Here is a 19,460-nt window from a genome sequence, read left to right as displayed (position 1 = left end):
GCGATGAAACGCATGCTGCTGACCACCCTGCTGTCGCTGTCCGCCCTGCCCGCGGCGGCGGGCCAATACAGCGATGCGCTGCAGCCAAGCGGACGATTCAGCGTCTACGGCCACGGCGCGGCCGCCACGCCGCCGATGGGGTTCAACCCCTGGAACGCATTCCGCACCGAGGTCGACCAGGCACGGATCGCGTCCGTGGTCGACGCCCTGCAGCAGCGTGGCCTGCAGGATGCCGGCTACCGCTACGTCAACATCGACGACGGCTGGTGGCTGCGACGCGATGCGCAAGGACGCATCGAGATCCGCACGAGCATGTTCCCCATCGCCAGGCAGGCCGACGGCGGCACCAGCTTCCGGGCCTGGACCGACATGCTGCACGCGCGTGGCTTCAAGGCCGGGCTGTATACCGATGCCGGCCGCAACGCTTGCTCGCAAGCGTTCGATCGACATAGCCCCAACCTGCCGGTCGGCAGCGTGGCCGAGCGCGAGATCGGGCTACAGGGTTTCGAGGCCTCGGATCTGAAGACGATGTTCCAGGACTGGGGTTTCGATTACCTCAAGGTCGACGCCTGCGGCCTGGCGGATTTCGGCACCGACAGCGAGCCGGTGAAGCAAAGCGGGCATCGCGTGCTGCGGCCACTGATCGTGCGCGGCGACGCGCAACGCACCGATGCCGACGCTGTGGAAACGCGCTACGCCCGTGTCGGTCGACTGCTGGCCGACCTCAATCCGGACGGTGACTTCGTGCTGTCGATCTGCCCCTGGGGCGAAGCCGGCGTGCGCGACTGGGGTGGCGAGCACGGCAACCTGTGGCGCACCAGCCCGGACATCGAACCGACCTGGGCCAGCATGCTGCACAACTTCGATTCGGCCTCACGCCGCGAACTGTACGCCGGACCTGGACGCTGGAACGACCCTGACATGCTGGCGATCGGATTGGGCGAGTTCGACGTGCAGCACCTGACGCAGGCCCAAGCCCATTTCTCGCTGTGGGCGATGCTGTCGGCGCCGCTGCTGCTGGGCTTCGACCTGCGCGAAGCCCCGCAGCCGCTGATCGATCTGCTGACAAATCCCGAGGTCATCGCCATCGACCAGGACCCGGCCGGCAACCAGGCGGTGCTGGTCGCCGATGGACGTCCAGTGCAGGTCTTGGTCAAGCCGCTGGCCACACGCGGTGAGCGTGCGGTCCTGCTGTTCAATCGCGGCGATGCACCCGCGACCGCCCAGGTGACCCCGGCGCAGATGAAGCTGGCCGATGACGCCGGCTTTCAGATGCGCGACCTGTGGCGACATGCGGCCCTGCCACAGACACGGGGAACGCTGCGCTTCGCACTGGCCCCACACCAGGCCATGCTGCTCAAGGTCAGGGGCACGCCGGTCGAGCTGCATGGCACCCTGCTGAGCGAGATGACCGGACGCATCCACGTCGCCGCCGACTGTCTGCCCAGCTACAGCACGGCGCTGGACCAGGCCTCCGGGACGCCGCGCGCCGATGCCACACCGGAAGGCCTGCCGCTGCAGGTGGCCGGCGAGAAGTATGCCTACGGGATCGGCACCCATGCGGACTCACGCCTGGAGGTGGCCACCCGCGGCGAGTTCGCCCGCTTCGCCGCCACGGTCGGGCTGCAGGACAACGCGGGGCAGACCGACGCAAGCGTGGTCTTCCGGATTTACGGAGATGGGAAGCTGCTCCATGCCACCGCGCCGCTGACCGCCGGAAAGTCCGCGGATCTGGACATCGACACCACCGGCGTGTCCGTACTGGAACTGGTTGCCGCAAGCCAGAACGCGCCTGCCGGGTCCCTGCCCCCCGTCGTGGCCTGGGCGGACGCCCGCCTGCGGCAATTGGACAAGCGTATAAAAGTCAAATAAGTTGACTATCAAGTTATTTGACTTGGTGGTGCCGCGTGAACGCCCCCTGGTATGACGACGTCAGCCTCCCCGCGCTGCTGCGGCACGCCCGGCAGACCTATGCTTCCGCCATGCGCGCGGCGCTGGTCGATTCAGGCCATCACGACATTCCCAAGAACGGGCTCTATCTGATCGGCGGCCTTGCCCTGGAGACAGGCCGCGCGCCGCTGGCCCGCCTGATCCAGGGCCTGCGCGTCTCCAAGCAGGCCGCCGGGCAGCTGGTCGATGCGCTGGTGGCCGCAGGCTACCTGGAACGCAGCCCGGATCCGGTCGACCGTCGCCGCCTCACCGTCTCCCTCACGGCCCGGGGCCATGCGGCCGCGCAGGTCCAGGGCGCCGCGCGGGCGCGGATCGACGCCGCGCTCCTGGCGCGCGTGGGCGCGCAGGATCTGGCCGCGCTGCGGCGTTCACTGGGCGCGCTGATCGAACTGGACATGGCACCACAGGACGCCACCCGATGACGCTGGACACCGTCGAGATCAAGGCCTTCGTCCCCGCGCGGGACTTCGCGCTGAGCAAGCGCTTCTACGAGGATCTGGGGTTCACCCTGGCCTTCTCCGATGAAGACCTGGCCTATCTGCATGCAGGGAACTGCAGCTTCCTGCTGCAGCGCTTCCACGCGCAGGGCCATGCCGCGAACTTCATGATGCACCTGCTGGTCGCCGACGCGGACGCGTGGTGGGAGCGCGCGCGGCGAGTGGCCGACGCCTACGGTGTGCGCGCAGAGCCGCCGCAAGATCGGCCCTGGCGTATCCGTGACTTCGTCCTGACCGACCCCAGCGGCGTGCTTTGGCGCATCGGCCACAACCTGCCCACCGCCCCACAGGCACAGTCGGTTGTGGATGCGCCGACGACCGTCGGTGCCATCGCACAGCTACGCACCACCGACCTGGAGGGCTCCATCGCCTTCTACACCCACACGCTGGGCATGGCGCTGCGCTTTCGGCATGGCGACTTCTACGCCGGCATCGAGGCCGGCGGCCAGCTGTTCCACCTCAAACGCGTCGATGCGCCGGACCCTTCGATCGCCCAGGTCCGCGCCGGGACCCACTTTCATCTGTACTTTCCCACTGCCGATGCGTCGGGTCTGGCCGAACGGCTGCAGGCACGCGGCGTCGCGCTGCGCGTTCCGGTCCATGAAACCGACTGGGGAACCTGCGAATTCGTCATCGAAGACGATCAAGGCCACACGCTCTACTTCGGCCAGACGCTGCCGGCGCGCTGAGGTGACGCGTCGGCGGCTCAGGGCCGCCAGTTGGCGTTGCTGTCCCAGAACGCCACCGCGCGCCGATAGGCCTCCCGGTCCAGCGGCACGCCGGAGCCGCCTTCCTCCACGCCCAACGCGTTGCGCAGCATGGTGATCGGGGCCATCGGGATCTCGGCCGGCTCGGCCGTGTACAGGCAGCCGACCACGCCCCAGTCCGCGTCGATCGGCGTGCCTTCCTTCTCCAATTGCGCGCGGCTGTAGAGGATGGGCAACAGGTAGTCGGCGCGTGGCGCTTGGACGCCCTCGAACCAGCGCACCAGCACCGGCAGCTCGCGGCTGTTGCGCGCCTCGTAGGCCGAGCGCAACAGGTGGCGGTTGTCGGCGGTGATCGGCACGGTCAGGCAGCGGGTGGACGTCCAGTTGGCGTGGACGTGCAACTTGCAGAACGGCGCGTAACCATCCAGCACCACCTGCGGCGCATGGTCGTTGAGGTAGCGCTCGAACGCCTCGGCGGTGCAGTCCTGGATGGTGTTGCCCCGCGGCGTACGTGGAAACAGGCGGGTGCGGGCGAAATCGGTCAGGACGATGGACATCGAGACAATCCGTGCGAAAGGGGCGCGTCAGGGTAGCCAGCGCCCGGTGCGCCGTCAGCCCCGCCTCCGAACGCCCGGTACGGTCCATGCATTCATCGCGATGAAGCGATATGATCGCTCATCCATCCCGCCCAGCCGCTTGCGATGATCCCCGTCAGTTTCGAGTTCTACCCGCCCAAGACCGATGACCAGCGTGCGCAGCTGGATCGCACCGCCGACAAGCTCAAGCGCTACGCGCCGGACTACGTGTCGTGCACCTTCGGCGCTGGCGGCTCGACCCTGAGCTACACGGCCGAGACGGTGCGACACCTCAAGCAGCACCATCGCTTCGATGCCGCGCCGCACCTGTCGTGCGTAGGCGGCAACCGCGAGGAAATCCGCGAACTGCTCAAGCTCTATCGCGCCATCGGCTGCAAGCGCATCGTGGCCCTGCGCGGCGACCTGCCCTCGGGTATGGGGCATCCGGGCGACCTGCGCTATGCGGCCGACCTGATCGCCTTCATCCGCGCCGAACACGGCGATGCCTTCCACCTGGAAGTAGGCGCCTATCCCGAAACCCACCCGCAGGCCAGCGATGCGCTGTCCGACCTGCGCCACTTCAAGGCCAAGGTCGACGCCGGCGCCGATGCGGCCATCACCCAGTACTTCTACAACGCCGATGCCTACTTCGGCTTCGTCGAGGGCGTGCGCAAGCTGGGGGTGGAGATCCCGATCATTCCGGGGATCATGCCGATCTCCAATTTCAGCCAGCTGCGCCGCTTTTCCGAGCAGTGCGGTGCGGAAATCCCGCGCTGGATCGGCAAGCGCATGGCGGCCTACGGCGACGATGCGGCCTCGATCAGGGACTTCGGGGCCGATGTGGTCGCCCAGCTGTGCCAGCGCCTGATCGATGGTGGGGCGCCCGCCCTGCACTTCTATACGCTGAATCTGGCCAAGCCCAGCCAGTCGGTGCTGCAGCGCCTGGGCCGCGGCTGATCGACCCAGGGCGCGGCCAGCCCGCGCTCACGCCACCCGGGTTAGGCTGCGCTCCGCCATGTCCGCTGCCCGATTCCTCACGGCCCCGTTGCTTGTCGCCCTGTGCGGCGGCCTGCTGCTGTGCCGCGCGCCGCAGGCGCGGGCGCAGCAGGCGATCCACCGCTGCACCAGCGCCTCAGGCACCACGGTCTTCACCGACCGACGCTGCGAGGATCTGGGCGCGACCAGTCGCGTCATCCGGCCACGCGTGGATGCGGCAGGGCGTCCTGCGCCGGCCAACCTGGGCTGTCCGCGCCGGTTGAGCGACCTGGTCCAGCAGATCAGCGTGGCCATTGCCGACGGCGATGCGAACCGCCTGGCCTCGCTCTACCCCTGGAACGGGGTTTCCGACGCCACCGCCAACCGCTTGCTGGATCGCATGGAAGGCATCGTGCGCCGCCCGCTGGTGGACATCGCCCCCATCTTTCCGCCACCGGCGCCGTTGACCGCCGCCGATGGCAGCGTGGTCGACGACAACGCCGACGGCTATTACCCCCAGGCTGCGCCCGTCCAGAAGCAGCGGCCGGTGGGCTTACGGCTGCAGCAGACGCTGTCCAACGGCACCCCGAGCAGCACCGTGCTGGGCCTGCGCCGGCGCGACGACTGCTTCTGGATCACGCTTTAGGTGACGGCAGGGCGGCGGGCGCCCGATCCTCGGCGGGAGTGAAGCGCAGGGTCGCCACCACGCCACGCTCGGCGCCCGGACGCACATAGACCTGCCAGCCGTACAGGTCGCACAGGCGGCTGACGATGGACAGACCGATACCGCCGCCCTGCGAATGCCCGGCATGGGTGCCGCGGTAACCGCGATCGAACAGTTTGGCCGCGTCCTCCTCGCTCAGGCCGGGGCCGGAATCGATCACCTCCACCCGGTCCTCGAGCACGCGGACCAACACGACGCCTTCCTGCGTGTACTTGACCGCGTTGCCGATGAGGTTGCCCAGCGCCACCGACAGGGCGGCCTCCGGCGCATCGACCACCAGGGTCTGCTCGCCTTCCAGCATCAATTCCAGCGGCTTGCCGCCGATCTGCGCGCGATGCGAATCCAGCAGTTGATCGGCGACCTTGGCGACGTTGCTGGCGCCGTGCCCGCGCTCGTTGCGTGAAAGCAGCAGCAGCGAGCCGATCAGATCCGAGCAGGCCTGCTCGGCACGCTGGATGCGCAGCAGACGCTGCTCGACTTTGGGCTCCAGGCCCGACCGGCTCAGAAGAAGCTCGGTCGCCCCACGGATGACGGCCAGCGGCGTGCGCAACTCGTGGCTGACATCGGCGTTGAACTCCCGGTCGCGCTGCACGACTTCGGTCAAACGCGTGGAATAGTCGTCCAGCGCGCGCGCCAGCTCACCCACCTCGTCCTCGGGGAACAGCGGCCCCAGCTGGGTCGGATTGCTGCTGCCGCGGTAGGCGCGCAAGCGATTGGCCAACTCGGACACCGGGCTCATCACCCGCGAGGCCGACCACCAGCCAACCAGCAGCGACAGCAGCGTGAACACCGCCACGGTCGCCCAGAGCGTGCGCTTGAATTGCACCTCGCCCAGCGCGACCTGCCCCATGTCGTAGGTCAGGTAGAACCAGGCGTTGGGCGTCTTGCGCACGCCGATCCGGAAAGAAAACGGGTCACCGTTCTCATCGGTGCCGGACATGGTGTGGATGCCGTCCTTGAGCCGATACCACTCCGGCTTCTCCTCGCGCAGGCGCTCGAGCTTGTCCGGCGGGTACAGATACCCCTTCATCTGTTGTACGGGTGCGGCGGTGTTGGTCCCCCCGCTGACGACGAACCTCCGCCAGGATTCCTCCAGGTTGCGGTTCATCACGTCCTCGACCAACTGGTTCTCCACGCGCTCGCGGGCCAGGATCGAGGCGTACGCGAACAGCACCGTCAGGCAGAAGCCCAACAATGCGAACGACCAGACGATGCGGGTGCGCAGGCGCCGGCGGAACTTGCGTGCCCGCGCGGCACCGGGCCGCGCAGGCACCGGGCCGGGCTCAGGCTTCGGGTGCGGCGATGCGGTATCCGATGCCATGGCGGGTCTGGATCAGGGGCGTTTCGAACGGCTTGTCCACCACGGCGCGCAGGCCATGGATGTGCACGCGCAGGGAATCGGAATCGGGCAGCTCCTCGCCCCACACGCGGGTTTCCAGCTCCTGGCGGGTCACCACGGCCGGGGAGGCTTCCATCAGCGATTGCAGGATCTTCAACGCGGTCGGGTTGAGCTGGAGCAGCTTGCCCTCCCGGCGGACTTCCAGCGTGTCCAGGTTGTATTCCAGGTCGCCGACATCCAGCACGCGCGTCTGCACGCCCTTGCCGCGGCGCGAGAGTGCGTTGAGGCGCACTTCCACTTCCTGCAGGGCAAACGGCTTGATCAGGTAATCGTCGGCGCCCGAGTCGAACCCGGCCAGCTTGTTGTCCAGGCTGTCACGCGCGGTGAGCATCAGCACCGGGGTCTGCTTGCGCGCCTCGTTGCGCAGCTTGCGGCAGACTTCCAGGCCGTCCATGCCCGGCAGGTTGAGGTCCAGCACGATGGCGTCGAAGTCGTGGACCACGGCCAGATGCAGGCCGGTCACGCCGTCGGCGGCGAAGTCCACGGTGTGGCCGCGGTCTTCGAGATAGTCGCCCAGGTTGGCGGCGATGTCGCTGTTGTCTTCGATGACGAGAATGCGCATAGGTGTCTTCTTAAAGGGGATTCTGTTCTCGGGGGAGGGACGCGCCCTGATTGCGCTGGACGGCGTCCGAAGTCTGCTCGCGGGCGCGTTCACGTTGTGCGACCGCCCCGCATTGCGCGGTCCTGCGATGTGAACCCACCCTCCGTTCGCGCTTGCAGATCCGCTGGCTGACCACCCGCACTTGGGCCGGCACCATGTTGATCGGCGCTGATCGGGGAATGCCGCAGTGCGCTCATCTGGAGTCAGCGCGCCGACGATGACAGTGCCTCGATCACTGAGGCCTTGAGCGGAATGGCCAAGGCGCCGGGAAAGACTGCGCACGCGAGCGATAACGTATTCATGAGCACACTTCCTCAAGGTTTTCCAGGGAAAGGCCGGAACAGCCCTGCGGGCTGTCGCATCCATTCGCGTCCGGCCCGACGCGATTTTTCGGATTCTGGCACAGATGGGCTGAAGGGCCGCTCGCCTACCCGGCGTGCCGAAGCGCCACCCAGTCCACCACGGTCCCGGCCACATCGACGCCGGACACCTGCTCGATGCCTTCCAGTCCTGGGGTCGAGTTGACCTCGAGCACGAGTGGGCCGCGCGCGGAACGGATCAGGTCCACGCCAGCCACGCCCAGCCCCAGGGTCGCGGCGGCTCGCACCGCCACCTCGATCTCTTCCTGCGAGGCCGTCGCCGGCGCGGCCTCGCCCCCACGATGCAGGTTGGAGCGGAAATCCCCCTCCGGCGCCTGCCGTCGCATGGCGGCCACGACACGATCGCCGACCACAAAGCAGCGCAGGTCGGCGCCCTTGGCCTCTCCGATGAACTCCTGCACCACGAAATTCGCATAGAGGCCGCGCAGGGCTTCGACCACCGAGCGCGAGGCGGAGAGCTTTTCGGTCAGCATCACCCCTGCGCCCTGGGCACCCTCGTTGAGCTTGATCACGTGCGGGGGCGGCCCCAGCAGAGCCAGCAGGTCGGCTGTGTCGTCAGGGTTGTCCCCGAAGACCGTTCCGGGCAGATCGATCCCGGCCGCGGCCAGGAGCTGATGCGCGCGCAGCTTGTCGCGCGCCCGCAGGATGGCGTCGGAAGGATTGGGGGTGTGGCAGCCCATCAGCTCGAACTGGCGCAGCACCGCCGTTCCATAGCGCGTCACCGAGGCGCCGATGCGCGGCAGCACCGCGTCGAATCCGGACAGCGTCCGTCCGCCATAGCGCAGGTCGAAGCGACCGCGATCGATGCGCATGTAGCAGCGCAGCGGATCCAGCACGCGCACCGTATGTCCGCGCTGCCGCGCCGCCTCCACCAGCCGCTTGGTCGAGTACAGCCGCGTGTTGCGGGAAAGAATCGCCAGTTTCATGCGGCTTGCGGGGCTGGGAAAACGGCGCATAGCATGACATGCGCCCACCGCAGCCAAGGCGCCGACCAGCCTGAAAGACCACGAGGACTGCAAACCAGAATCGCCGGCAGACACACGGCAGGGACGGACTTGGAGCGGGTGAAGGGAATCGAACCCTCGTCAGTAGCTTGGGAAGCTACAGCTCTACCATTGAGCTACACCCGCGTCGTGGTCGGAAGTCTATGCCGGCAGCCGCATGCCGCGCAATCCGCGCCGACGTATTTGGTGGCCCCGGAAAGGTCGACGCCCGGGCGGACCCGGGCGTCGACTGCTTCATTGCCAGGCCATGAGCGCGCTCAGAAGCTGCCGCCCAGGCTGAGGAACAGGCCCGCATCGTTGGCCGAACTCTGGCCGAAGCTGCTGCGCGCACCGATATCGGCCGCCAGTCCACCCAGACGCGCCCGCGCGCCGACCATCACGGTTCCGTAGTCGCGGTCGAATTCCACGCCAGGCACCGCGTAGGGCATCGAGCCTGGCAGCGTCTGCAACGAGGCGTAAGCCTGCGAGGCGCTTTCCTCGAACTCGTGGTTGTAGGCCACCTGGATGTACGGGGACACCGTCGGTGAGATATCGAAGCTCGCCCGCCAGCCGGCGCTGCCGATCAGCGAATCGAACTCCTGGTCGCCATAGGAAAGCGCCGTGGCCGAGAAATTGTTCTCGTCATAGCCATCCACCTTGATCGTCTGCGACACCAGCGAAAGCACCGGACCGGTCCGCCAGCTGCCACCGTGGTTGAAATCGAAGCCGCCGCTCACCGCCGCGGTCAGGTTGCTGCCGTCGGGCGAGCCGGACTGCTTGCGCACGGCCGTGCCCAGCTCGATCTCGCGGGTGACATCGAAGCTCAGCCAGCTGTAGCTGACCTGGGCATTGACCCAGCCACCGCGGTCGGCCCACTGGGCGAAGGCACCCACGGTCGTGTCCTGTTGCTTGAACTCGCCCGAGGAGTGACCGAAGTCCTGGGTGCCCTTGCCGAAGCCGGCAAAGCCGCCCAGCGTCCACGCACCCTGTGCCCAGTCGATGCCGAACAGGCCGGCCGGCGTCGTGCCCTTGTACAGGTCGCCGTCCTCCTCGCGCTGCAGGTCGCCGCGCAGGTCGCCCCACCAGCGCAGGCCGTGGGCGTCCTCGACACCTTCGGCATGCGCGGCGACGCGCTCGGCGCGCGAGTAGCCCACCACCGACGCCGCATGCGGCAGTACCGCGACCTGGCGCGGACCTTCCAGCACCGAGAGGGCGTACTGACCCAGGACCTCGTGCGCCGCCGTGCTCGGATGCACGCCGTCGGCGAACACGTAATCGGTCGCCGCCGTCGGCGATGCATAGTTGAGCGGGCTGCAGGTCAGCGAGGACATCGCCCCGCACGCCGTACCGGTCGCGTTGGTGAAGCCATAGGCGCCCGGGTTGGCGGTGATCTCGTCGATCAGGGTGAAGGTGTCCAGCGGGATCACGCGCAGGCCACTGGCGGCCAGCCCGTTGAACAGTGCGGTGTTGTAGGAGGCAGCCAGCTGGGTGCCGGCCGCTGAGGTCGCCGCGCCGCCGGCCAGGAACTGCGGGGTCTTGCCCAGGTCCGGGATGGTGGGGACCAGGACGTACTCGGCCCCGGCGGCCTGCAGAGTGCCGACCAGGCCAATCTGGGTGGTGACCGCCGCGCCGATGGTGGCCTGCGCCGGGGCGCCGGCGGCGACCGCGAACAGGTCATTGGCGCCACCCCACACCGTGTAGAGCGCATGGGGATCGGCCACTCCGCCGGTGCTGCTCAGGTAGCTGCTGACCTGGCTGGAGAGCGAGGGGATCGCGCCAAGCGCGCTGGTGGTGTTCGTGCCGACCAGCGCACCGCCCACCGCGTAGTTGGTGCCGCCCTGGTTGTCGCTGGTGGCATCGGTGCCATAGAAGTCGGCCACGTATTCGCCCCAGACCAGGCCCGGGTTGGTGGTGAAGCGGCCCACGATCGCCGCGGACGGGCCCGCCACCTGGATCAGGGCCGGGCGGAAGTGCCCCGAATCGGTCAGGCTGTCGCCGAAGAACACGGTCTGCGAATAGACCTGCTCGGCCTTGGCCTGCGGGGCACCGGCGGCCAGCGCGACGACGACGGCCGCGGCCAGGGTGGACAGGGAACGGGGGCTACGCATATGGAACTCCATGGGATTGCGTGAAGTGACAGGAGATGACGCGCTCCATACGGCAGCGCATTGGGGCGATATGGTTTCACCTCTGCCATCAGCCACTCACGCTGCACTGCGGCAATACCACCAGACCGACCCGCCAGCGGCACGCACATCCGGGCATGGAATCGCGTCATCCACGCAACCATCCCGCCAAGTTGGGCGATAATCCCGGCATGCGTGCTTCTGCTCCCCACCCGATCTCGCGGGTCATGCCCCTGACATGACCGACCCGTTTTCCAGTCCAGGCGCCAAGGCCCCGCCCAAGCCGTTCACCACCACCGAAGGCCACCGCCCGGTCCGCAGCTTCGTGCTGCGCCAAGGACGCTTCACCGAGGCCCAGCAACGCGCCTTCGACCAGGCCTGGCCGCGATTTGGCCTGGACTACACCGGCCAGCGGCGCGACTACGACGCGGTCTTCGGCCGCCAGGCGCGGCGGGTGATGGAAATCGGATTCGGCAATGGGGACGCGCTGCGCTTTGCCGCGGCGCAGGATCCGTCGCGTGATTACCTGGGCCTGGAGGTCCACGCCCCGGGAGTGGGCCGGCTGCTCAATGCGCTGGAAGCCGATGGCGCCGACCACGTGCGCCTGTACCACCATGACGCGGTCGAGGTGCTGGCCAACGAGGTGGCCGAAGGCAGCCTGGACGAGGTCCGCATCTACTTCCCCGATCCCTGGCACAAGAAGCGCCACAACAAGCGCCGCCTGGTCCAGCCCGAGTTTGCCCGGTTGCTGGTCTCGCGCCTGGCCCCCGATGGGCGCCTGCACCTGGCCACCGACTGGGAGGCCTACGCCGAGCATATGTGGGATGTGCTGGATGCCACCCCTGGCCTGCGCAACCGCGCCGGCGCCCGCGGCAGCGTGCCGCGCCCGGACTGGCGCCCGCAGACCCACTTCGAGACCCGCGGGCAGAAACTCGGCCACGGCGTCTGGGACCTGCTGTATGACCGCTGCTGATCCCGACGCCGCACGCCCACGCCCGGGAGCCCGAGCCAGGTAATGGATGACGCCGGCCTGACGCTGACCAACGACATGCGCCTGGTGCTCGGGCTGGTCGGCTTCGTGATGGTCATGTTCCTGTTCGAGCGCATCCGCGCCGACGTGGTGGCGCTGGTCGTGCTGGTCGTGCTCGGCCTGACCGGGCTGGTCGCGCCGGAGGAAATCTTCGGCGGGTTTTCCGGTAACGCGGTGATGAGCATCATTGCCACCACCATCCTGGGTGCGGGCCTGGACCGGACCGGCGCGCTCAATCGCCTGGCCTCGTGGCTGCTGCGGCGCGGGCACGGGGTGGAGAAGCGGCTGCTGCTGCTGACCTCGGCCATCGCCGGGCTCAACTCTTCCTTCATGCAGAACCCATCGGTGATGGCGCTGTACCTGCCGGTGGCCGCGCGCCTGGCCTCGCGCACCACGCTCAACCTGCAGCGCATCCTGCTGCCGGTGTGCTCGGCGGTGGTGATGGGCGGCGCGTTGACGATGGTCGGCAACTCGCCGCTGATCCTGCTCAACGACCTGCTGGTCTCGGCCAACAACAACCTGCCCTCGGGCATGGCCACGCTGGAGCCGTTGCGCATGTTCGCGCCGCTGCCGATCGGCCTGGCTCTGCTGTTGGCCTCGCTTGCGTATTTCCATTTCTACGGCGCACGCAAGCTGCAGCGCGAGACCACGCCGTCCTCCAGCGCCGCCCCGGCGCGGACCGAGAGCTACTTCGCCAACACCTACGGGATCGAGGGCGAGGTGTTCGAGCTGACCGTCACCGCCGACAGCCCGCTGGTGGGCATGACCCTGGGCGAGGCCGAAACCGTGCACGAGGCGCCGCTGATGCTCGCCCTGCAGACCGGCAACGACACCCGCCTGGCGCCGCCGGCGGACATGCGGATCTGGGTGGGCAGCGTGCTGGGGGTGATGGGCAAGCGCCAGGACGTGGCCGACTTCGCCCAGAACCAGTTCCTGCGCCTGTCCTCGCGATTGCGCCACTTCGGCGACCTGTTCAATCCCAGCCGCGCCGGCATCTCCGAGGCGGTGATCCCGCCGACCTCCAGCTTCATCGGCAAGAGCGCAGCCCAACTGCTGCTGCGCAAGAAGTCCGGCATCAGCCTGCTGGCGATCTACCGCGACAAGAAGGTCGTGCGCGAGGATGTGCGCAAGGTGCCGCTGCGCGCCGGCGACATGCTGGTGCTGCACAGCATCTGGCAGGACCTGGCCGCCACGGCCAAGGGCGGCGACTTCGTGGTGGTCACCGACTACCCCAAGGGCGAACAGCGCCCACACAAGTTCAAGATCGCCATGACGATCTTCGCCGTCACCATCCTGATCGCGCTGACCTCGCGCCTGCCGGTGGCCCTGACTCTGATGACCGGCGTGGCCGGCATGCTCCTGGCCGGCGTGCTGCGCATGGACGAAGCCTACGCGGCGATCAACTGGAAGACCGTGTTCCTGATGGCCGGGCTGATTCCCTTGGGCTGGGCGATGGACAGCAGCGGCGCGGCGGCCTGGGTTGCCGGACACACAGTCGAACAGTTGCCCGACGGCCTGCCCATCTGGGTGCTGGAGATCGCCATCGCGCTGCTGACGACGGCGTTCTCACTGGTCATCAGCCACGTGGGCGCGACCATCGTGATGGTGCCCATGGCGATCAACCTGGCCCTGGCGGCCGGCGGCAATCCCACCGCCTTCGCGCTGATCACGGCCCTATCGGCCTCCAACAACCTGATGACCGCCTCCAATCCGGTCATTTCCATGATCACCGGCCCGGCCAACTACAACGCGCGGCAGATGTGGCGCGTGGGCGGTCCGATGTCGCTGATCTATACGGCGGTGGTGGTGGGCATGGTCAACCTGATGTTCTGGTGGAGCACCCGGGTCTGAGCCGGTCACCAGACCCGACTACACAAGGAGTCCCATGGCGCTGAATTTGCATCTGCTTGAGGAACGGTCGGCGGTGTGCCGACTGCCCGCTGGCTCACCGTTGCCGGCGTGGTTCATTCCCGGTGCGCTGGCGCATGTGAGCTGGACTCACGAAGAGGTGTCCATCGTCTGTCAGGAGGACCAGGCGCCCGAGGACGCGCAGTGCGAGCGCGGTTGGCGCACGCTGATGCTGCGCGGTCCGTCCGCGTTCGATCAGACCGGCATCCTGGCCCAGGTGCTCGATCCGCTGGCGCAGGCCGGCGTGGGGATCTTCGCCGTCTCCACCTTCGATACCGACTACGTGATGGTCAAGCAGCATCAGCTGCCCGAGGCCCTGCAGGCCCTGCGCGCCGCGGGCCACACCCTCGACGAGCATCGCTAGGCGGACAGGACCACCTGGCCTTCGCTCACCTGGACGTCGACCGCACGCAGCGCCTGTCCGCGGCAGGGACCTGCCACGCAGCGACCGTCCTGCAATTCGAACGCGGCGCCATGCGCGGCGCACACCAGATGCCCCTCGCGGCTGCGCAGGAACTTGCCCGGCGCCCAATCCAGGCGGCGCCCGGCGTGCGGACAGACGTTGAGCCAGGCGCGCACCGTGTCTGCCCTGCGCAGCACCACCAGCGATTCGGCACTGCCGTCGATGACGGCCTCGACCTCGGTGGGCTCACCGTCGATCAGGGTGTCAAACGCAATCAAGGCCATGGTCTTAACAAAGGTTTCACACGATTCCTGCTCAGGGCGCCATACTGACCCATCGGTTCCCGCCGCATTCTGTCACGAGCCCGATGATCCGTACGTTCTCATTCGACAGCCAACGCCTGCGTGCCGCGTTCGCGCCACGTAAGCCCCGTCACCCGCTGCTGCGCCTCGTGGTCGGCCTCATCGGCCTGGGCGTGCTCTGCGTGCTGGTGTTCTTCGGCCTGTTCGTCGGCGCCGGCATGCTGGCCGCCGGCATGGCCTACCGGATGCTGCGCCCGCGTCCACGCCAAGCCTCCCAGGGGCGCCGCGTGGTGGAAGGCGAATACGAAGTCGTCCGCAAGCAGGCCTTGCCGCTGTCGCACTAGACCTTAGACCTCGGCGCCGGCTTGACGCATGGCGCTTACACTTGCGCATTCCCCGATCGTTAGGAATGCGACGATGTCCGATGTAATTCCCGCGCCCGTGCAGGCGCGTGTCCCCGTGCGTGGCGGCGGCACCTTCCCGGTGCGCCGAATCTATTGCGTGGGCCGCAACTTCGCCGATCACGCCCGCGAGATGGGCGCCACCGCACCGGCATCCAAGGCCGAGCGCGGCGCGCCGACGTTCTTCTCCAAGCCTGCCGATGCCATCGTCACCGGCGATGCCGATGTGCGCTATCCGCGCAGCACGCAGGACCTGCACCACGAGGTGGAACTGGTCGTGGCGCTGGGGCGCGACGCACGGGCTGGCGTGCTGCCCGAGGAGGTCGCCAGCAGCCTGGTCTTCGGCTATGGCGTGGGCCTGGACCTGACCCGGCGCGACCTGCAGGCCGCGGCAAAGAAGGCCGGACTGCCGTGGGACACGGCCAAGGGTTTCGACCAGTCCGCGCCGATCAGCGAGCTGGTCCCGGCCGCCGAGGTGGACGGCCTGGATGCGCGCACGCTCTCGCTTGAAGTCAACGGCGCCCTGCGCCAGCAGGCGCCACTGACCGACATGATCTGGAACGTGCCGGAGATCCTGCACGAACTGTCCAAGCTCTACGCCCTGAAGGCGGGCGACCTGGTGTTCATGGGCACGCCGTCAGGTGTGGCGGCCCTGCAGACCGGCGACCGCTATCTCGCCCGGCTCGAGGGCGTGGTCGAGTTGCAGGGTGGCATCGTGGCCTGACCGGGCATGCACGCCGTCCTGCGCTAGGCTGGCGGCGTTTCCCCTCCCCCATATAAGGAACCCACCATGGGCATGATGAGCGAATTCAAGACCTTTGCCATGCGCGGCAACGTGATCGACCTGGCCGTGGGCGTGGTCATCGGCGGTGCGTTCGGCAAGATCGTCACCTCGCTGGTGAACGACGTGATCATGCCGCCGATCGGGCTGCTGATCGGTGGCGTGGACTTCTCTTCGCTGGTGGTCACCCTGCGCCAGGCCAGCGTCGATGCGGCGGGCACCGAGATCCCGGCGGTGACCATCAACTACGGCACCTTCATCAACATCGTCATCCAGTTCCTCATCATTGCCTTCGCGGTCTTCCTGGTGGTGCGCGGGATCAACCGCCTCAAGCACAAGGAGGAAGCCAAGCCGGCCGCCCCGGCCGCGCCGCCGGAAGACGTGCTGCTGCTGCGCGAGATCCGCGACGCGCTCAAGAAGTAATCCCGCGCGCACTCCGCCGGAAATCCGGGAGCCGCGGGCTGTTAAGCTCGCGGCTTCCCTCATCCCGGAGCGTGCCTGCATGCGTCGTTCGATCCTGGCCTCGGCCCTGTTGCTGTGTGTATCCATGCCGCTGCAGGCCGCAAGTCCCACCACGATTCCCGACGCTGCACTCACCACCGCCGCCACCCTGCGCCAGCAGGCGCTGGCCGACGACACCGGCTGGAAGATCACCGAATCGCTGACCACCGAGGTCGGCCCGCGCCTGGCCGGCAGTCAAGCCGATGCGCGCGCCGTGGCGTGGGCGCAGGCGAAGTTCAAGGAGCTGGGCTTCGACAAGGTCTGGACCGAGCCGGTGACCTTCCCAAGGTGGGAGCGCCGCAGCGAACACGCGCAGGTGCTCGGCGAGCACGCCCAGTCCCTGGTGGTTACCGCGCTGGGCGGCAGCGCCGGCGGCACCATCGAAGGCGAAATCGTGCGTTTCCCCGACCTGGCCGCGCTGCAGGCCGCGCCGGCCGGGTCGCTGACCGGCAAGATCGCCTTCGTCGATTTCCAGATGCACAAGAAGCGTGACGGCGGCGACTATCGCTACGGCGGCGGCATCCGCGGCCGCGGCCCATCCGAGGCGGTCAAGAAAGGGGCCATCGGCTTTTTGATGCGCTCGGCCGGGACCACGCCGCATCGGGTGGTCAACACCGGCATGACCCGCTATGAGGAAGGCCTGACGCCGATCCCGGCGGCCGCCATGTCCATTCCCGACGCCGACCAGCTCGAGCGGTTGCTGGCGCTGGGGCCGGTCAAGGTGCGCCTGGCGCTGGACTGTGGCTGGGACGGCGAGGCCACCAGCTACAACGTCATCGGTGAGATCACCGGGCGCAGCAAGCCGAAGGAGATCGTGCTGACCGGCGGTCACCTGGATTCCTGGGACCTGGGCACCGGCTCCATCGATGACGCCGCGGGCGTCGGCATCGCCATGGCCGCCGCGCACCTGGTCGCCCAGCAGCACCCGGCACGCACCCTGCGCGTGGTCGCCTTCGCCAACGAAGAGCAGGGTCTGTACGGTGGCCGCGCTTATGCCAAAGCGCATGCGCACGAGGTCAAGCAACACGTGATCGCTGCAGAGAGCGACTTCGGCGCCGGCCACATCTATGCCTTCAACAGCAATGCACCGGCATCTGCCAAAGGCGCGATCGAGGCGATCGCCGCTGCGCTCAAGCCGCTGGACGTGGCCTATACTCCGGACCAGGGCGACCCGGAATCGGATATCGGCGCGATGGCCCAGCTCGGCATGACCTGGGCATGGCTCGGCCATGACGGGACCGACTACTTCGACTTGCACCACAACGCCGACGACACGCTGGACAAGATCGACCCGAAGGACCTTGCGCAAAATGTCGCAGCCTATGCGGTGTTCCTGTACCTGGCGTCGGAGGCGAAGGGGGATTTCGGCAGTGCGCCGACCACCAGCAAGACGGCCAAAGCATCGGATTGACGAGCCCCCCCCCCGGGCGACTTGCCAGCGGTACCCGGAATAGGCCAACAGCGCACCTCCCGATGTACCGCTCTCCGTTAAAACCCACGTCGAGTGAGGTCAAGGGCGACGACCCTCCCGCCATCGACAATGGCGGGATCAATTGTCCGATAGCGCAAAAACAGCTGGCGGACCAAGCGGCGCTTGCCCTGACATCCAACCCACCCAATGGTTGTGACGCTTGGTCGCGTCGCGCATTGCGATACCTCTCACGACGCCATCCGGGTCAACCAGGAGCAACCGCTCTTGGTCAACCTTCGCTCTGAACACGATCTTGCGCCCAGTGGGACCGATGAGATTTTCCACCGGCACGACTTCCTCGTCCCGCGTGGCGACCCTGACGTGAGTCCCGTCGACCAATGCTTGGCCAAGCAAACGCGCTTCAGGCAAGGCAAACATCGCGGCATCTTCTGCCTTCAGCAAAGGCAACGCCTTGGCGATGTCGGTGGGCCGACTTTCCCCATGCCCTTCAGTGCCGTCGACAATCCCCATCGTTGCCGCCACCGCGTTTCGCTCGGCGGTGATGCGCAAGCCGTCCGCAAGACGCCACATCCAAAGCTCACTGGGCAAAAGAATCAGGGCAAACAGGAGCACAACCTGCGGCCCCCGGGACCACGCCCTGGAGCGACCGATCATCGCCACGAGCAGGCCACACCAGAACAGACTCGACCAGACAATGTACCGAGGTGCCAGGAGTTGGTCGGCGTGGGCCAGAAAATAAGGGTAACGGACAATGGCGAGCAGACCAGCGACGGCCAGGGAAAAGCTGGCCAATCCGACCCCCATCATCGACACGGGTGTCGGGCGCCTCCATGCACGCCAGACCTCGGTGCCGTACCAAGCGATCCCCAGGACACCAAGACATAGGTGGGGCAGCTGCGGCAGCATCACCGATCCGAATGCAGCCTGATACTTCTGGCCCATGAGACCGCCTATGAATTGCAAGCGGCCGGGCAGGTTATTTGAAACCACCGGATCCAGCACCGGCCAGCCCACGTAGATGGCGGGACCGCTCAGCCACGACACAAATGCATACAGCTGCCTGCCAGGCGCGAAGATGAGGGCACCGGATGAACTCCCGGTCAGATGCAGAAGCCACAACGTGAGCCCAGCACCACTGAACAGAATCAACCAAGATTTGATACCACCGCGTCCGAAGAACACGACGGAGGCAAACGCGGCAAACACTGCGATGCCACTGCCGAAACAGAAAGCAGAAATTAGCCCGCAGAAACTTGCCCCGACCACTCTCCATAGGCTTGGGCGATCTACCATGAGGAAAGACATGCCAAGCATCATGAAGAACACGACGCTGTAGGCATGCACCGTCTCATTGGCATGACTTAGCGCACGCTCATTGCCAAGCCATAGCAGTCCAAGCACTAAGGCAAGCATCCCCGCCACCCGTGCGGCTGAAGTTGGAAGCTCGCGGATGATTCTCCATCCAACCCAGAGCGCCGCCAGCAAGAACCCGATTCCGGTAGCGATCTGTAATAGCTGGTTGGCGTGGAGCAGATGGAGTTCGGTCACCCGAATGATGTTAGGAATCAGCTCATGATGCCCGTTGTCCGGAGTTAGAACATCGCGAGGGAATCCCCGGATCAGGAAATTGGCCAGGAATCGCCACGCGTCCGCATACGGCACCCGCGGCGCGATGGCCATCATGAAAATTCCGAAAAAGCTGTAAATAAAAATCAGCGCAATCGACACTTTCTCGAGCGCGCGCACGCGCTCCCAACGACTTTCGATCACTTAGCCTTTCCTGGA

The 19,460-nt window shown here is 67.1% G+C and carries 19 protein-coding genes and 1 tRNA gene; 12 read left to right on the top strand and 8 right to left on the bottom strand.

Going from position 1 to position 19,460, the window contains the following annotated elements; all coding sequences use genetic code 11:
* The first annotated feature begins 3 nt into the window (after positions 1-3).
* The 3 genes from ACORQU_RS11970 to ACORQU_RS11960 are packed head-to-tail and all read left to right on the top strand — an operon-like array spanning position 4 to position 3,136.
* Positions 4-1,872, top strand: a complete 1,869-nt coding sequence (locus tag ACORQU_RS11970) for an NPCBM/NEW2 domain-containing protein (RefSeq protein WP_491641389.1) — start codon at positions 4-6, stop codon at positions 1,870-1,872.
* Between the two features lie 35 nt (positions 1,873-1,907).
* The gene (locus tag ACORQU_RS11965; protein ID WP_491641388.1) at positions 1,908-2,372 is read left to right on the top strand and encodes a MarR family winged helix-turn-helix transcriptional regulator; all 465 of its coding nucleotides are present in this window, start codon (positions 1,908-1,910) and stop codon (positions 2,370-2,372) included.
* Entirely contained in the window at positions 2,369-3,136 is a 768-nt protein-coding gene (locus ACORQU_RS11960; protein ID WP_491641387.1) for a VOC family protein, read from the top strand. The genes ACORQU_RS11965 and ACORQU_RS11960 overlap by 4 nt, the downstream gene beginning before the upstream one ends.
* 17 nt (positions 3,137-3,153) lie before the next feature.
* On the opposite strand, the gene ACORQU_RS11955 is transcribed toward ACORQU_RS11960, so the two are convergent.
* A complete protein-coding gene (locus ACORQU_RS11955; protein ID WP_491641386.1) occupies positions 3,154-3,711 on the bottom strand; it encodes a DUF3228 family protein in 558 nt (185 codons plus the stop codon).
* Between the two features lie 144 nt (positions 3,712-3,855).
* Here ACORQU_RS11955 and metF point away from each other — a divergent pair, with 144 nt between their 5' ends.
* Together metF and ACORQU_RS11945 are read left to right on the top strand one after the other, a co-directional pair.
* A complete protein-coding gene (gene metF, locus ACORQU_RS11950) occupies positions 3,856-4,686 on the top strand; it encodes a methylenetetrahydrofolate reductase [NAD(P)H] (protein ID WP_271647103.1) in 831 nt (276 codons plus the stop codon).
* A 58-nt stretch (positions 4,687-4,744) separates the two neighbouring features.
* Positions 4,745-5,350 carry a hypothetical protein gene (locus ACORQU_RS11945; RefSeq protein WP_491641385.1) on the top strand — a complete coding sequence of 202 codons (606 nt, stop codon included), beginning with the start codon at positions 4,745-4,747 and terminating at the stop codon, positions 5,348-5,350.
* Here the strand turns inward: ACORQU_RS11945 and ACORQU_RS11940 are convergent.
* The 5 genes from ACORQU_RS11940 to ACORQU_RS11920 form a co-directional block, all read right to left on the bottom strand.
* A complete protein-coding gene (locus tag ACORQU_RS11940) occupies positions 5,340-6,749 on the bottom strand; it encodes a sensor histidine kinase (protein WP_491641384.1) in 1,410 nt (469 codons plus the stop codon). The two genes, ACORQU_RS11945 and ACORQU_RS11940, sit on opposite strands and share 11 nt — an antisense overlap.
* On the bottom strand, positions 6,712-7,389 hold the full coding sequence (locus ACORQU_RS11935; RefSeq protein WP_271647106.1) for a response regulator transcription factor: 678 nt from the start codon (positions 7,387-7,389) through the stop codon (positions 6,712-6,714). The genes ACORQU_RS11940 and ACORQU_RS11935 overlap by 38 nt, the downstream gene beginning before the upstream one ends.
* 466 nt (positions 7,390-7,855) lie before the next feature.
* Entirely contained in the window at positions 7,856-8,734 is an 879-nt protein-coding gene (gene rimK, locus ACORQU_RS11930) for a 30S ribosomal protein S6--L-glutamate ligase (RefSeq protein ID WP_271647107.1), read from the bottom strand.
* 130 nt (positions 8,735-8,864) lie between these two features.
* Positions 8,865-8,938: transfer RNA gene (locus tag ACORQU_RS11925), tRNA-Gly, on the bottom strand.
* A gap of 131 nt (positions 8,939-9,069) precedes the next feature.
* Positions 9,070-10,899, bottom strand: a complete 1,830-nt coding sequence (locus tag ACORQU_RS11920) for an autotransporter outer membrane beta-barrel domain-containing protein (RefSeq protein WP_491641383.1) — start codon at positions 10,897-10,899, stop codon at positions 9,070-9,072.
* 256 nt (positions 10,900-11,155) lie between these two features.
* Between ACORQU_RS11920 and trmB the strand changes: the two genes are divergently transcribed.
* From trmB to ACORQU_RS11905, 3 genes are read left to right on the top strand one after another with little or no spacing between them, the layout of a single operon-like run.
* Positions 11,156-11,890, top strand: a complete 735-nt coding sequence (gene trmB, locus ACORQU_RS11915) for a tRNA (guanosine(46)-N7)-methyltransferase TrmB (RefSeq protein ID WP_491641382.1) — start codon at positions 11,156-11,158, stop codon at positions 11,888-11,890.
* A 42-nt stretch (positions 11,891-11,932) separates the two neighbouring features.
* Complete coding sequence (locus ACORQU_RS11910; RefSeq protein WP_491641381.1) at positions 11,933-13,798, top strand: SLC13 family permease; 1,866 nt, start codon at positions 11,933-11,935, stop codon at positions 13,796-13,798.
* A 34-nt stretch (positions 13,799-13,832) separates the two neighbouring features.
* Complete coding sequence (locus ACORQU_RS11905; protein ID WP_491641380.1) at positions 13,833-14,219, top strand: ACT domain-containing protein; 387 nt, start codon at positions 13,833-13,835, stop codon at positions 14,217-14,219.
* On the opposite strand, the gene ACORQU_RS11900 is transcribed toward ACORQU_RS11905, so the two are convergent.
* On the bottom strand, positions 14,216-14,542 hold the full coding sequence (locus tag ACORQU_RS11900) for a Rieske (2Fe-2S) protein (RefSeq protein ID WP_491641379.1): 327 nt from the start codon (positions 14,540-14,542) through the stop codon (positions 14,216-14,218). The two genes, ACORQU_RS11905 and ACORQU_RS11900, sit on opposite strands and share 4 nt — an antisense overlap.
* A gap of 83 nt (positions 14,543-14,625) precedes the next feature.
* On the opposite strand from ACORQU_RS11900, the gene ACORQU_RS11895 reads away from it, so the two are divergent.
* The 4 genes from ACORQU_RS11895 to ACORQU_RS11880 all read left to right on the top strand — a co-directional run bounded on the left by ACORQU_RS11895 (position 14,626) and on the right by ACORQU_RS11880 (position 17,654).
* Positions 14,626-14,904: a hypothetical protein gene (locus ACORQU_RS11895; RefSeq protein ID WP_271647113.1), complete on the top strand. Its 279-nt coding sequence runs from the start codon at positions 14,626-14,628 to the stop codon at positions 14,902-14,904.
* A 73-nt stretch (positions 14,905-14,977) separates the two neighbouring features.
* Positions 14,978-15,685, top strand: a complete 708-nt coding sequence (locus tag ACORQU_RS11890; RefSeq protein WP_491641377.1) for a fumarylacetoacetate hydrolase family protein — start codon at positions 14,978-14,980, stop codon at positions 15,683-15,685.
* Positions 15,686-15,751: 66 nt separating this feature from the next.
* Entirely contained in the window at positions 15,752-16,165 is a 414-nt protein-coding gene (gene mscL / locus ACORQU_RS11885) for a large-conductance mechanosensitive channel protein MscL (RefSeq protein ID WP_271647115.1), read from the top strand.
* 79 nt (positions 16,166-16,244) lie between these two features.
* Positions 16,245-17,654 carry a M20/M25/M40 family metallo-hydrolase gene (locus ACORQU_RS11880; protein ID WP_491641376.1) on the top strand — a complete coding sequence of 470 codons (1,410 nt, stop codon included), beginning with the start codon at positions 16,245-16,247 and terminating at the stop codon, positions 17,652-17,654.
* A gap of 138 nt (positions 17,655-17,792) precedes the next feature.
* Here the strand turns inward: ACORQU_RS11880 and ACORQU_RS11875 are convergent, their stop codons facing one another.
* Entirely contained in the window at positions 17,793-19,445 is a 1,653-nt protein-coding gene (locus ACORQU_RS11875) for a hypothetical protein (RefSeq protein ID WP_491641375.1), read from the bottom strand.
* Between the last annotated feature and the right edge of the window lie 15 nt (positions 19,446-19,460).

The organism is Pseudoxanthomonas sp. JC1303 (assembly GCF_058448525.1).
The sequence above is the reverse complement of the archived record's forward strand: the minus strand, read 5'-3'. Positions and strand labels throughout refer to the sequence as shown.